At 43.0% G+C, this 14,416-nt stretch carries 16 protein-coding genes; 8 read left to right on the forward strand and 8 right to left on the reverse strand.

The window, feature by feature from the left end; all coding sequences use genetic code 11:
- Window positions 1-56: 56 nt before the first annotated feature.
- The 3 genes from zapD (at window position 57) to FG24_RS01670 (ending at window position 1,643) form a co-directional block, all read left to right on the forward strand.
- A complete protein-coding gene (gene zapD, locus FG24_RS01660; RefSeq protein ID WP_036300294.1) occupies window positions 57-815 on the forward strand; it encodes a cell division protein ZapD in 759 nt (252 codons plus the stop codon).
- An 80-nt stretch (window positions 816-895) separates the two neighbouring features.
- On the forward strand, window positions 896-1,087 hold the full coding sequence (gene yacG, locus FG24_RS01665) for a DNA gyrase inhibitor YacG (protein WP_036300297.1): 192 nt from the start codon (window positions 896-898) through the stop codon (window positions 1,085-1,087).
- A 40-nt stretch (window positions 1,088-1,127) separates the two neighbouring features.
- A complete protein-coding gene (locus FG24_RS01670) occupies window positions 1,128-1,643 on the forward strand; it encodes a copper chaperone PCu(A)C (protein ID WP_036303829.1) in 516 nt (171 codons plus the stop codon).
- 7 nt (window positions 1,644-1,650) lie between these two features.
- On the opposite strand, the gene FG24_RS01675 is transcribed toward FG24_RS01670, so the two are convergent.
- The 3 genes from FG24_RS01675 to cysS are packed head-to-tail and all read right to left on the reverse strand — an operon-like array spanning window position 1,651 to window position 5,458.
- Entirely contained in the window at window positions 1,651-2,676 is a 1,026-nt protein-coding gene (locus FG24_RS01675) for a Nudix family hydrolase (protein WP_081880917.1), read from the reverse strand.
- 43 nt (window positions 2,677-2,719) lie between these two features.
- Complete coding sequence (gene argJ / locus FG24_RS01680) at window positions 2,720-3,946, reverse strand: bifunctional glutamate N-acetyltransferase/amino-acid acetyltransferase ArgJ (protein ID WP_036300298.1); 1,227 nt, start codon at window positions 3,944-3,946, stop codon at window positions 2,720-2,722.
- 45 nt (window positions 3,947-3,991) lie between these two features.
- Window positions 3,992-5,458: a cysteine--tRNA ligase gene (gene cysS, locus FG24_RS01685; protein WP_036300302.1), complete on the reverse strand. Its 1,467-nt coding sequence runs from the start codon at window positions 5,456-5,458 to the stop codon at window positions 3,992-3,994.
- A 174-nt stretch (window positions 5,459-5,632) separates the two neighbouring features.
- Here cysS and FG24_RS01690 point away from each other — a divergent pair, with 174 nt between their 5' ends.
- The 5 genes from FG24_RS01690 to FG24_RS01710 all read left to right on the forward strand — a co-directional run bounded on the left by FG24_RS01690 (window position 5,633) and on the right by FG24_RS01710 (window position 9,913).
- A complete protein-coding gene (locus FG24_RS01690) occupies window positions 5,633-6,607 on the forward strand; it encodes a tetratricopeptide repeat protein (protein ID WP_036300304.1) in 975 nt (324 codons plus the stop codon).
- Between the two features lie 26 nt (window positions 6,608-6,633).
- Window positions 6,634-7,893, forward strand: a complete 1,260-nt coding sequence (locus FG24_RS01695) for a L,D-transpeptidase family protein (RefSeq protein WP_036300305.1) — start codon at window positions 6,634-6,636, stop codon at window positions 7,891-7,893.
- Between the two features lie 39 nt (window positions 7,894-7,932).
- A complete protein-coding gene (locus FG24_RS01700) occupies window positions 7,933-8,502 on the forward strand; it encodes a peptidylprolyl isomerase (RefSeq protein WP_036300307.1) in 570 nt (189 codons plus the stop codon).
- Window positions 8,503-8,564: 62 nt separating this feature from the next.
- A complete protein-coding gene (locus tag FG24_RS01705; protein ID WP_036300310.1) occupies window positions 8,565-9,056 on the forward strand; it encodes a peptidylprolyl isomerase in 492 nt (163 codons plus the stop codon).
- An 89-nt stretch (window positions 9,057-9,145) separates the two neighbouring features.
- Window positions 9,146-9,913, forward strand: coding sequence for a UDP-2,3-diacylglucosamine diphosphatase (locus tag FG24_RS01710; protein WP_088178449.1), 768 nt, complete (start codon window positions 9,146-9,148; stop codon window positions 9,911-9,913).
- 43 nt (window positions 9,914-9,956) lie between these two features.
- On the opposite strand, the gene FG24_RS01715 is transcribed toward FG24_RS01710, so the two are convergent.
- The 5 genes from FG24_RS01715 to ribH form a co-directional block, all read right to left on the reverse strand.
- The gene (locus tag FG24_RS01715; RefSeq protein WP_036300312.1) at window positions 9,957-11,603 is read right to left on the reverse strand and encodes an HD family phosphohydrolase; all 1,647 of its coding nucleotides are present in this window, start codon (window positions 11,601-11,603) and stop codon (window positions 9,957-9,959) included.
- A gap of 101 nt (window positions 11,604-11,704) precedes the next feature.
- The gene (locus tag FG24_RS01720) at window positions 11,705-12,445 is read right to left on the reverse strand and encodes an FHA domain-containing protein (protein WP_036300314.1); all 741 of its coding nucleotides are present in this window, start codon (window positions 12,443-12,445) and stop codon (window positions 11,705-11,707) included.
- 11 nt (window positions 12,446-12,456) lie between these two features.
- A complete protein-coding gene (locus FG24_RS01725) occupies window positions 12,457-13,296 on the reverse strand; it encodes a Stp1/IreP family PP2C-type Ser/Thr phosphatase (RefSeq protein WP_036300316.1) in 840 nt (279 codons plus the stop codon).
- A gap of 57 nt (window positions 13,297-13,353) precedes the next feature.
- Window positions 13,354-13,908 carry a transcription antitermination factor NusB gene (gene nusB / locus FG24_RS01730; protein ID WP_036300318.1) on the reverse strand — a complete coding sequence of 185 codons (555 nt, stop codon included), beginning with the start codon at window positions 13,906-13,908 and terminating at the stop codon, window positions 13,354-13,356.
- Window positions 13,905-14,354 carry a 6,7-dimethyl-8-ribityllumazine synthase gene (ribH, locus tag FG24_RS01735; protein WP_019899568.1) on the reverse strand — a complete coding sequence of 150 codons (450 nt, stop codon included), beginning with the start codon at window positions 14,352-14,354 and terminating at the stop codon, window positions 13,905-13,907. Before ribH ends, nusB begins: the two co-directional genes overlap by 4 nt.
- Between the last annotated feature and the right edge of the window lie 62 nt (window positions 14,355-14,416).

Here is a 14,416-nt window from a genome sequence, read left to right on the forward strand (position 1 = left end):
TTTAAATTCAATGCAATGGCCTAACCTGAAAAAGCATTTGGCTCACATGATAAAACATGCCTAGTTACGACTATCCTTTTAATGAACGCATACGCACGCTGTTACGCGTAGAGGATTTGTTTGCCAAAGTTTTACACAATCTTGCAGCAGACCATGAGTTTCAACATCACTGTGCGCTCCTTACGCTATTACAGATTTTAGATGTTGTAGACAGAGCAGAACTAAAAGTCGACCTACTCCAAGAACTTGATCGCCAAAAAACGGCCATGCGCATGTTAATCGGCAATCCAATTATTTCGGCTGAAGCGCTAGAAGCCACGCTTGATGATATTAACGTTGCCGCCGATGCGCTACGCGCTGAAACCACGAAACTTGGCCAAACTTTACGTGCTAACGAATGGCTAATGAGCATTAAACAACGCGCGGGGATTCCTGGTGGCGTCTGTGAATTTGATGTACCTTCATACCACTATTGGCTAGGCTTAGGTGCAGAGCGCCGTAAGCATGATTTAGAATCTTGGATTAAACCGTTGATTCCGATGCAGCAAGCCATCATCATTATTTTACGCATTTTGCGCGGCAGTGGCAGCACGAATAAGTTGGTGGCTACCAACGGTGTTTATCAACAAATGCTAGGCGGCGTCAGACCTGCGCAAATGCTAAAAATCAATCTAGCAGACAACCTCAACTGCTTCCCTGAGGTCAGTGCTAATAAATATGCAATTAATATTAGATTCAACACCTTAGACTGCACCCAAAAACCACAAAAATTTGAAGAAGATATCGACTTCTCGTTAACACTCTGTAATTTATAAGCGTTACCCGAGCGAGCCAATATAAGGCTGATCTTCAGATATAATCATTTATTAGCAAAGCAACTGCAAAGTACTGACACATGAACCAAAGCAAACGTCTTGTCGCTTGTCCCACATGCAAAAAGCTAGTGGAGTTTTCAGCACTCAACACTTTTAGACCTTTTTGTAGCAAACGCTGTGAAATGATAGATTTAGGCGCATGGGCAAATGAGGACTATGCAATACCAGCCGCTGCAAAAGATGACGACTTACCTGATGAGTTAACCCAGTAAGCGCTTAACGATAATCAAATGATTGGTGTTAAAAATGGCCATGACACAACAATATACATATCATCTACATCGCACTTTACGCTATAGCTTAGCGCCCTTGCTGATGATGATAAGCACCCTTGTTTCAGCACAAGAAATTGTATCCATCCATAACCCTTGGGTGCGCGCCACAAACCCAGGACAAAACATTAGTGCCGGATATATGACCATGACAAGCAGCAATGACGTCACGCTAATAAGCGTTGCAAGTGATGTGGCTGAAAGTGTAGAGATACACAGCATGAAAATGGAAAACAATGTCATGAAAATGCGCATGTTAGACTCAATTCCATTAAGCGCAGGCAAACCATACAAGCTGGAACCAGGTGGCTACCACCTCATGATGTTTGACTTAAAAAAACCACTAGTGGATGCTCAAGTAGTGGACTTTGAGATGACCTTTAAAAACAACAAAGGTGTTGAATTTAAGCAGAAGGTAAAAGCAATTGTTAAAGGCTCTGAAAACAACAACAAGCAATCACATCACGGTGATCATGAACATCACCATAATCACTAGCCACTTTTTATAGCGTACCCCATATATCTCGCTGCATGGCAATACCATGAGCGCCATACAAATTAGCCGTATCTAAATCTTCCCGCAACATGCCGCCTAGCGCAAAAACAGGCAACGAGAATCCGTCAATCAATTGGTTAAAAGCACCCCAGCCAAGTGGAGTTGCATCAGGATGGCTTAAGGTAGATTTGACGGGGGACAGCATCACGTAATCTAACGCTAGCATTTCTGCATGCGCCAACTCTGCCGCATTATGACAAGAAGCGCCCACTAACAACCCTTCAGGCTTGATCTTCAGTTGCATTAACTTGCTTGAAGACAAATGCACACCAGAAGCATTGAGTTGCTGCGCCATTGAAACATCCGCATTGATGAACACTTTAGCCTCAAAAGGCTTAGCAAGGGCAATCACGTGCTCTGCAAACAACATTAAATCCCGCATAGAAAGATGAGGCTCACGCACTTGTATCATCATCAATCCATTTTCCAATGCTTTTCTTAAGCGCTCAAAAAACAGTGGCTCGCCCATCTCTTTCAAATTGGTAATGGCATAAGTTGTGGACAAACTGAGCGCTGTGAGAATTGACGTATTCGCTGGCAGCATCGGCCCAACCGTTAACTTTTCTGGATTTTGCCAACTCAACAATTGGTCCTCTAACCCAACAGGATCACCTTGCCACTCAACTACGATAAAGAAATGTAACTTCACCGTCTTAGCGGGCGTGACTAGTTTGCCAGCCTGATCATATTTGGCTTCATAATCGTAAGTGCGCGTAACCCAAGGGTAAAAGCGGGTAATAGTAATGCCAAGCTCTTCTTGCAGCTCTCGTTTTAATGCTTGTGCCGGCGTTTCGTTCGACTCAACTTTACCACCTGGAAACTCCCAATAACCTTCCCAAGGTTTACCTACTGGGCGCTCCCCTAGCAGCACCATACCATTATCCAGCTGTATGATACCTACTGCAGCCTCCGTCACCTGCAGATCAGGCGGATTGGCAGCTATATTAATAGTGGATAAGTTAAGAGTACTCATTAATATGGTTTCTTTTCAATGCTAGCTTTATGATGAATCAGTATTAAGAGCGGTAATCTGCGTTAATTTTCACGTAATCATAAGAGAAGTCACACGTCCAGACAGTGGTAGCAGCATCGCCTCGATTAAGTACTACGCGCACCACGATGTCAGATTCACTCATGACAGCAGACCCTTGCTCCTCAACATAAGAAGCAGCCCTACCGCCTTTTTCTGCAACGAGCACATCACCTAGATACAATTGCAAAGTATTCACATCTAAATCATCAATACCTGCATAGCCAATCGCAGCCAAAATACGTCCTAAATTAGGGTCAGACGCAAAGAATGCAGTTTTCACCAGTGGTGAATGTGCGATGGCATAGGCCACTTTACGGCACTCTTCTTCAGTTTGACCACGCTCTACGACGATAGACATAAACTTGGTTGCACCTTCACCATCTCTTACAATGGCTTGTGCAAGCTCAATTGCCACATCGGTGAATGCATCGCGCAGCGCAATATAATCTGCGCCATTTTCACCAACTTCAGCATTGCCAGCTTGATTGGTCGCCATAAAAATCAAACTATCATTGGTCGAAGTATCGCCATCTACCGTAATGCAGTTAAATGATTTATTTACCGCATACTGAATCATGCTTTCGAGTGCAGATTGGCTAATTGCAGCATCTGTTGCAATATAGCCCAACATGGTTGCCATGTTAGGGTGAATCATGCCTGAGCCTTTGCTCATGCCAGTAATGGTGATAGCTTTACCGCCTACGCTCAATTGACGAGACGTGCCTTTAGCCACGATATCGGTCGTCATAATCGCCTCAGCGGCATTTAGCCAATTATCCGCTTTTAAATTAGCGATAGCGGCTGGCAAACCTGCCACTACTTTATCAACCGGCAACGGTTCTAAGATCACGCCGGTAGAAAATGGCAGCACTTGATTCGCTTGTATACCAAGCAAGCCAGCTAGCGCATCACAGCTCTGCTGAGCGCGCTGTAGCCCATCCCCACCCGTACCGGCATTGGCACAACCAGTGTTGACTAGCAGAGCGCGAATACCCGCTTGTTGCGCTAAAAAATCCTTACACAGCACCACAGGCGCGGCACAGAAACGATTTTTAGTGAAAACACCAGCTACGCGCGTGCCCTCAGCGAGCTTAATCACCAACACATCCTTACGGTTAGGTTTTCTCACATGCGCTTCCGCATAGCCTAACTCAACGCCATTAACAGGCAATAAAGATGAAGCTAGGGGTGCAGTTAATTTAACAGGCATAACAGTTCCTTACACAATTCCAATAATATTTAAATAACAAATTAATTAAGCACTACGCCAAGTTGTACCTTGTGGCGTATCTTCTAAAATAATGCCGGCGTCTGCCAGCTCTTTACGGATGCGGTCTGCCTCAGCATAATTTTTGCTTTTCTTGGCTTCATTACGCAGCTGAATTAACTCGTCAACATTAATCGTAGTCATGGCTTGTGCATGAGATGAGCCATGCGCCTCACCAACTGAAGCGGCCACTTGGCCAGATCCAATTTTCATTTCACCAACTGGTACTGGAATTGTTACACTCCCCTGCCGATGTTTTTTTGGATCAGTTTGCAACAATCCTAAAATTCCACCTAATTTTTTGAGTAAATTGGCCAACTCTGCAGACTTGGTTTTGTTGACGTCATTCGCCAAGTCAAACAATACCGCCATCGCTTCTGGTGTATTGAAATCATCATCCATCGCCAGCTTAAAGCGGGCGGCATAAGGATGCTGCCAATCAACATTAACATCAAGTACATCAAATCCTAATAATGCGTTGTAAAGACGATTAAGTGCTAAATTTGCATCATCCAAATGCTGATCGCTGTAATTAAGTGGGCTACGATAATGCGCACGCAAGATAAAAAAGCGCACAACCTCTGCTTTGTACCTTTCGAGAACCGTGCGTATCGTAAAGAAATTGCCCAAAGACTTAGACATCTTTTCATCATCAACACGCACAAATCCGTTATGCATCCAGTAATTCACCATCTGACAGGGCTTGCCATCATGACTATGCGCAGCCTCAGATTGTGCGATTTCATTTTCGTGATGCGGGAATTGCAAATCCTGCCCGCCACCGTGAATGTCAAAATGTTGGCCTAAATGATGCGAGCTCATTGCCGAACATTCGATATGCCAGCCTGGGCGACCTTTACCCCAAGGAGAATCCCAGCTAGGTTCATCAGGTTTAGCCGCTTTCCATAACACAAAATCCATTGGATCTCTTTTGAAGCTATCCACCTCAACACGCTCACCCGCGCGCAAGTCTTCTAATGACTTTCCAGAGAGTTTGCCATAGCCCTGAAAGCTACTGACAGAGTAAAACACATCACCATTCGCTGCAGGATAAGCAAATCCTTTTTCAATTAAGGCAGCAATCATCGCTAACATACCGCCAACAAACTCTGTTGCCTTAGGTTCTATATCTGGGCGTATCACACCCAGCTTAGCAGAGTCCTCATCCATGGCATCAATAAAACGCTGCGTCAACTGCGCGATGGTCTCGTTATTTTCATTGGCACGCTTGATAATTTTGTCGTCAATATCGGTCACATTGCGTACATAAGTGACGTTATAGCCAGAAGCCCTTAACCAGCGACTCACCATATCAAAAACCACCATCACGCGCGCATGCCCTAAATGACAATAATCATAAACGGTCATACCGCATACATACATACTTACCTTACCTGCAATAATTGGGGTGAATTTTTGCTTTTCGCGGGCTAGTGTATTGTAAATTTTTAACATATTTTTAAGAGCTAGAGGATTGGTTATTTGTTTTTATCTCAAACTAAGGCCAGTTAGGCTGATTAATGAGAGGAATGAAGAAATATATTGGCTTAAATCAAAATGAGCTATTGGAGGTTGCTTAGGCTATTGATAGAATTACACTTTATTTATTCACACAAAAAGTATATCACAATGAATAATTTTATTGCGTCACTGACTCCTTCAATCGCTCGGTTTGTTCTAGTAGCCTCTGCAAGTTTTGCGTTTAACGTTGCATCTGCAGACGAGCTCAAAGATATTTCAAAACTGGCAGATCAAGGCCAAACTGCTGTTGCACTTGACCGCATTAACACCTTTATTGCGGCAAACCCAAAAAATGCACAAGCATTATTCATGAAAGGCGTTTTGCTCGCTGAGCAAGGTCGCAGAGATGAAGCAATAAAATCGTTTACCGAAGTCACTGAAAGATTTCCAAACTTGCCAGAACCTTATAACAACCTAGCGGTTTTGTATGCGGACCAAGGCCAGTTTGATAAAGCACGTAAAGCCCTTGAGACCGCAATCAAGACCCACCCTAGCTATGCAACCGCCCATGAGAACTTAGGCGACATTTATGCGCGCATGGCAAGTGAAGCTTACGATAAAGCACTGCAGCTTGACACGGCTAACACGCGCGCGCAAGGCAAACTGTCATTAATTAAAGACCTGTTCGGCACTGGCAATAAAACAACGATTGCTGCAAGAGAACCAGCGAAGTCTGTGCCTACAGCAAACGTAGCGCCTGCTGCTGAAGTTAAAAAGACACCAAGCACTTCAACCAACAATGCAGACAACATTACAGCTGCGGTTAACGATTGGGCAAAAGCTTGGTCTAGTAAAGACCTCTCTAAATACTTTGCTAGTTATGCAGATGACTTCAAACCAGCTAAAGGCCAAGCTTACAAAGCATGGGAGAAACAAAGACGCGAACGTATTAACGCACCTTCAAACATCAGTGTAGAACTCAACAACTTGGTCGTGACTGCAAATGAAGGCAATACTGCAAAAGTGCAATTTAAACAAAGCTACCGTGCAGACAAACGCTCTCCAATTCGCACTTCAAAAACGCTACTGTTGAAAAAATCTGGTGATAACTGGTTGATTACAGAAGAAATTGCAAGCAACTAGTTGTTAATGGTATTGAAATATAAGGCATGATCATTAATAAAGTACTCACCTATTCACTACTAGCTGCCATTACTTTGGTGCCATGGAATGCAACTGCCGTAAACCGCTTTAGTTTTGGCAACCTGTTACCCAAATCAAGTTTCAGCAACGCCGCAACAATTGCGTCTAGTGCAGCAGCTGATCTTGTAGAGGGATTGTTGGTTAAAAGCTTACTCGAAATTTCCGAGGGTAAGCATCAACAAGCCCTGAATACAATCGACCAACTGATTCAAAGCGTCCCAAACTTTAAGCTCGCCCACCTTGTACGTGGCGATTTGTTGATGGCACAAGGTAAGTATCTACAAGCTTTTGGCGACCCTACCAACAATCGCCCAGATGCAGTTCAAGACCTGCAAGAAGAAGCTCGCGTACGTATTGAGCGTTACTTAGCGAAACAGTCTCAAGCGCAAGAAAAGCAACCCAACCTAATACTTGCACCAAACGCTCAGCAAAGCCATTTGATGCTAATAGACACCAGTAAATCTAGGTTATATTTGTATCAAAAAAATAATGACCACCTAAAATACGTTGCAGATTATTACATTACTGTCGGTAAGAATGGCGTTGAAAAACAAAGCGAGGGTGACAAACGCACCCCGATTGGCGTTTACTTTGCCAGCACCAAACTGAAGCAACAATTACCAGACTTTTATGGCGAAGGTGCTTACCCGCTAAGTTACCCTAATGAATGGGATAAAGCACACAACAGAAATGGTTCTGGCATTTGGCTACATGGCACACCTAGCAACACTTATAGCCGCCCTCCTCGTGCTAGCGATGGTTGCGTGGTCGTTGCAAACCAAGACCTTAAAGCACTAGAGCCCGCGCTACAGTCAGGCAAAACGCCGATTATCATTGTCAATAACTTGGAATGGTTAACTGATTCCCGTGCTCCTGAGGCTGAAAAAAGCAAACTAAACTCAGAAATAGACAATTGGCTAAACGACTGGAAATCTCAGGATACCGAAAAATATCTTTCGTATTACTCAAAGGATTTCTCAACGAATGGTATTAACTACCAACAGTGGGCTGAACATAAATACCGTGTGCAAGCCAGCAAACCTGAAATAGATATCTCACTATCGAACATCAGCATGTTTAGTTACCCAGACCCTCAGAAAAATCTGGTAGTGGTTGATTTCACTCAAACCTTCAGCAGTTCGCATTTAAAAAACAAAATGCAAAAACGCCAATATTGGATTCAAGAAGGCGGCCGCTGGAAAATTATCTATGAAGGCGCAGCTTAGCTTCCACTAAGTTGCTTTTAATCATACTCAAGGAGCTATATGCGCAAACTTTATGTTTTTCTTACCCTAGTATTACTCAACACGTCTGCCATGGCAGCTAATCCGCAAGTGACGGTTGAAACCAATCGCGGCAACTTCATTATTGAGCTTTACCCTGAGAAAGCGCCTAAAACTGTTGCTAACTTCTTAGAGTATGTGAATTCAGGCTTTTATCAAGACACGATTTTTCACCGTGTAATTAATCGTTTTATGGTTCAGGGTGGTGGTTTCGATACCAATATGACAGAAAAACCAACTCGTGCTCCGATTATCAATGAATCCAATAATGGGCTTCATAATGAGATTGGAACAATTGCCATGGCAAGAACTTCTGACCCTAACTCAGCAACGTCTCAGTTCTTTATTAACTTAGAGAACAATCAGTTCCTCAATTACAGAAGCCCAGAACCAGACCTAATTGGTTATTGCGTATTTGGCAGAGTATTAAAAGGGATGGATGTGGTCCGTGACATCGCTGTCACTTCAACCGCAAATGTTGGCCCATACGGCGACGTTCCAAGATCACCGATTATTGTGCATCAAGTAAAAGTCAACAAAGCCCCTTTATAAACCTATCGCTATTGATAGTATTCATTTCAACAGTTTTAACAATTATTTAATAAGGACACACCGTGGTTAAACTACATACCAATTTCGGCGATATCACTATCGAACTCAATGCTGAAAAAGCACCGATTACAGTCGCCAACTTTTTACAATATGTGGATAGCGGTTTTTATGACAACACTATTTTCCACCGCGTGATTAACGGCTTTATGGTTCAAGGTGGTGGCTTTGACACGACCATGACACAAAAGAGCACAGAAGCTGAAATTAAAAATGAAGCTGACAATGGTTTAGGTAATGAGAAATATACGATTGCAATGGCACGTACCTCAGCACCACACTCAGCAAGTAGCCAGTTCTTTATTAACGTTGCTAACAACGAGTTCCTAAACCATACAGCACCTAGCGGTAACGGTTGGGGTTACTGTGTTTTCGGTAAAGTGATTGAAGGCATGGATGTTGTTGATAAAATCAAACAAGTAGCGACAACTAGCCTTAAAGGCCACCAGGATGTTCCTGCGAGCAATGTAGTGATTGAGCGCGCAACACGTGCTTAATTGCAGCACGGGTACCCATTAGTGTTTTTACAATGCTAGGGTATCAAAAAATATGCTGAAATACTTAAGTAAAATAGGGGCTGTTCATTTTGGTTAATCTCAATATCAACAGCCCTGCTTTGTCAGAAGTGACTATTTTCATTTCTGATCTTCACCTGTGTGCAAGCCGCCCACAAATCACTGAAGCATTCTTAAATTTCTTAACCACCCAGGCAAAGTCCGCCCATGCACTTTATATATTAGGTGATTTGTTTGAATATTGGGCTGGTGATGATGACATTGATAATGAGTTTAACAAGCAGATTATTCAAGGCTTTGAAGCATTAGCAGCCTCTGGTGTATCTATTTACTTAATGCACGGCAACCGCGACTTTCTAATCACTGACGAGTTCTGCAGAGCCGCAGGTATCCATTTGATTAGCGACCCAACACTGATTAATTTACACGGTAGCACCGTATTATTAAGTCACGGCGATGAATTATGCACTGATGATATTGCTTATCAACAGTTCCGCCTGCAAGTGAGAAACAAGCAATGGAAATCAGAATTCCTGAACCAGCCGTTACAAGCACGTAAAAATCAGATTGAGGCGATTAGGGTACGCAGCGAACAAGAAAAATCTAGCAAATCCGCTCAAATAATGGATGTTAATCAAGATGCAGTGGTCAGCTTACTAAAACAGTATCACTACCCTGATCTACTCATCCACGGGCATACACACAGACCAAACCAACATCAATTGCCAGTCGATGGAAAGTTGATAACAAGATGGGTGCTAGGTGACTGGTACGAGCAAGGTAGCTATCTTGTTTGCGATGCATCCGGCTGCAGAAACGTTAATCTAATCAATCATTAACACGACACACTTTTACGCGGCTGCACAGTTACAGAGAGTAACGTTAAGGCAGATATCCAGGTATTTTACTCAAATCCACTTGATCAATTTGCTCAGGCTCTAAAAACTGCTGCGCGTATTTCATATAGATGCCTTCACGGATAAAAACATCGAACAATTCAGCATCAATATGTTGATCGACTTTCATCTTACCCAAGATTGCCAATGACTCTGAAAGTGTTTTTGCTTTCTTATAAGGCCGGTCTTTAGAGGTGAGCGCCTCAAAGATATCGGCAATCCCCATTACACGCGCTGGAATCGACATTTGCTCTCTTGTAAGGCCTCTAGGGTACCCACTTCCATCCATATGCTCATGATGCCCGCAAGCGTATTCAGGGACTCGTGCTAGACTTTGAGGATAAGGCAACGACTCAAGCATGCTAATGGTCACCACGATGTGATTATTAATAACCTGACGCTCTTCTGCGGTTAGTGTGCCGCGCTTGATACTGAGATTGTAGGTCTCATCACCACTCAAAAATGGAATCTTATTCCCAGTAGCGTCTAAGATTTCCAAATTAGCGATATCCTGAATACGCTGCAGATCATCCGCCGTCATCGACTCACTACCAAAGTTGGCATGCCGCAAAAAGGCCCTAGCTTCATCACAATGGGCGTTGAAGGCATCTAACTTAGACTGTTGATACGTTAGCTTCTCTTGTTTTTCTTGATTTAATCCACCATCTCTCAGCATCTCTACTTGTTCTTTGAGCATGGCAGATTCGGCCTGTTGTTTTAATAGTTCAAATCGTTGATCTACCAACTGAATTCGGTCAAAGATTGAAGACAGCTTTGTAGGCTTATCCATGATGGCTTCAGGCGTTGTCACCTTCCCGCAATCATGTAACCAACTAGCAACTTTCAGTTCATAAAACTCATTTTCGTTAAGTGTAAAATCTTTAAAAGGCCCAGTTTTAGCGTCAATGAGAGCCTGAGTAAGCATCATTGTCAGCTCGGGCACGCGCCGACAATGCCCGCCTGTATAAGGTGACTTTTGGTCAATTGCATCAGCGATCAACTCAATGAAAGCTTCAAACAAACCTTTCAGTCCTTCAATTAGATGGTGATTGGTCATGGCCACGGCAGCTTGTGATGCTAAGGATTCAACCAACGTCTGGTTTGCGATTGAAAACGGAACGATAGCGCCTGTATCAGCATCGATAGCATTAATGAGTTGGAGTACACCGATTACTTTTGACTCATGGTCTTTCATCGGAATCGTTAAAAATGATTGCGAGTGATAGCCAGTTTTCTGATCAAATTTACGGGTGCCTGAGAAGTCAAAGCTTTCTACTTCGTAGGCATTAGCAATATTAACAGTTTTATTGTTTAGGGTTGCATACGCGGCAACAGTGGTTAAGTTTGGAGTGCCATCTTCTAGATGCAATGGTAGTGGCAAGAATGGAATTTCTTTACCTGTCGTTCCACCTAGTGACATATTCAGCGTTTTATTGCGCATCATCTCAAACTTGAGCCGCTTGTCTTGAGTGATGGTATAAAGTGTACCGCCATCTGCGTTTGTAATTTCTTGCGCACCAAGTAAAATCATCTCGAGTAAGCGTTGGTTATCACGTTCTGCCGAAAGCGCAATGCCGATTGCATTTAGGCGCTCAAGCCGCTCTAACAAGTATGGCTGCTGATTATCGAACATTTAACGCAATACCCCGATCAATTAGATGGTGCAGGCTTCTAACGCAACACTCAACGCCTGCGTACCAAAGCACATATATATAGATTTAATACGTTTTAAATCTATGCATTAGATAAATAAAACTCCATTTTCACACCGGCTAGCTCAATCACATCATGGTCAGCCAAGGCGCGTGCCTGTGCACCAGTAGGAACGCCATTAACAACAGGCAAAACCTTACCTTCTACATGCGTAATAAAATAGCCACTAGGTCGCTTTGTAATCACGGCAACCTGCACGCCTGTTTTGCCCAAAGTGGTCAGTGCTTTATTCAACACAAGCTCTCGCCCGCTACTGGAGCCATTTAACACCTGTATCTTACCAATTAAAGCCGGCTTAATGTTAGCATCAAGATTAGATTGTGCATTTGAAAAATGCGATGTTGCTGTATTTGGCGATGCTGATGAAGAAGCATGTACCGGTTCTGAATCAGATAAAGATTGGCGTTGCCTAGTAGCAAATGCAGAAGGATGAACCATCATCGTCTTCTCAAATGCCGAAGTTGCAATAGACGTTGCATCAGCGAGAAATGTTAGATGGAATCGACCTAACTCAATCACATCTTGATTTTTTAAGAGCTGCTTTTTGAGTGCCGTATTATTTAGCCGAGTACCATTGGTGCTATTGAGATCTTCAACAAAAAAATCATTTCCATGTTTTAGTATCACGGCATGATCACCACTGATGGCTAAATTATCAAGGTGAATGTCGTTCGTAGATTTACGGCCAATACTGGTTTTGGGTTGGCTCAATGTATATTCATTTAAGTATGAGCCGTCTAGGGTAAGAATAAGCTTTGCCATAATCTATCCTGTTACTTTAACCAACCAACAAAATTATCATACCAAGTATTTTTATCATCATAAGAACGATTAACTTTAGCTAGTATGACAGAAATATTGTCGTTACCACCATGTTCATTAGCCAACCGCACTAACACATCCGCTGCGCTGGTTAAATCCAGCATATGATGATTAAGCGCTGATTGTATTAACTCGCCATCAACCAGATCACTCAATCCATCAGAACAAAGTAGATAAACATCACCCACCTCAACATTAAATTCATTCAGCTCCAGCTCAACTTCCGGATCTGTACCTAAAGCTCTCATCACCAGATTTTTATGGGATGAATACTTAGCCTGCTCAGGCGTAATAACACCAGCCCTAATCTGCTCTTGAAGCAAAGAGTGGTCTTCAGTTATTTGCACTAAACGCTGGTTTCTTAATCGGTATATTCGTGAGTCTCCAATATGCCCAACTAACAACTGGTTATTAATGAACAACCCCAACGCTAATGTCGTCCCCATACCTGCACATTGCGAATAGGTTTGTGATGCATGATAGATAGATGCATTTGCATAAGCAACAGCATCTATCATTAGCTTTTTTAATATCTCTTTATTTAAAACAGGTCGATCAATATCTGGCAGTACATAGTGAGAAGAGTCGGAGCCTAGCGCTTCTTTTAGTTCTGCAGTAATACTAAGTACGGCCATTTCACTCGCCACTTCGCCTGCATTGTATCCACCCATACCATCAGCCAGAATGACAAATCCGATACTAGCATCACTGGCTATCGCATCTTCATTATGGCTGCGTAACAATCCAACATCGGTTAAACGAACGATATCTAGGGCTTCACTTAAATCCATTTCATATGCCTTGACGGATCACATGTGCCACAAAGCAACTTAACATCATCGCTTAGACTAACTTCTCGCGGCTCTAACCTCAACTTCACGCACGTCTGCTGCAAATTTATCTAAGACGCCATTGATATATTTATGGCCGTCTGTGCCGCCAAATACTTTCGCTAATTCAACACCTTCATTGATCACTACGCGATATGGAATGCTTAGATCAAACATCAACTCACAACCTGATATGCGTAAAATCGCATGCTCTACAGGACTTAGCTCACTAATTGAGCGGTCAATAAAGCCCACAATCTTGCTATCAATCGCAGTTAAATTATCAGTGACCGCTTGCAACAAATGCTTAAAGTAAGCTTCATCCGCCTTGTTGTAGTCTGGATCATCACGCATGTCGCGCAATACGTGTGATAGCTCAGACTCGTTTAACATACCGCGATATACCGCTTTCAATACAAGCTCACGAGATTTTCTACGATTCTGACTGCCACTTTTTTTCGCACCACTTCTAGTTGCGGGCTTTTTATTGGCGCCGCTAGTCGCGTTCGAGTCACTGACACCAGCATCGTTATCCACTACTAAGCTGGTCACTACTGGTTTATTCTCAGTCATAGGGCTTTAACCAAATTAAACATTTCAACCGCCACTTGCGCTGCCTCTGCGCCTTTAATATGCATACGGGCAATCGCCTGATCATCATCTTCTGTGGTCAATACAGCATTTGCCACAGGCACCCCTGTATTTAATTGCACTTCTGAAATACCGCGTGCAGATTCATTTGCAACTACTTCAAAATGATAAGTTTCGCCACGGATAATTGCACCCAAGGCAATCAGTGCATCATACTTTTCACTTAATGCCATGTGCTGAAGTATTAACGGTGTTTCCAATGCGCCCGGTACAGTTGCAATAGTAATCGCATCGCTAGCAACACCTAATTTAAGCAACTCATTTTTACATGCTTCAAGCAAGCCATCACCAATATTGCTGTTAAATCTGGATAGAACAACGCCTACTTGCATCCCTGACCCATCTAGGTTTTTCTTAATTTCTCTCACGTAATACTTCCTTTAACTTGCATAAACTTAATAAAGCGATATTTTACCGCATATCACTAGCA

It is taken from the genome of Methylotenera sp. L2L1 (genome assembly GCF_000744605.1).
Classification (GTDB): domain Bacteria; phylum Pseudomonadota; class Gammaproteobacteria; order Burkholderiales; family Methylophilaceae; genus Methylotenera.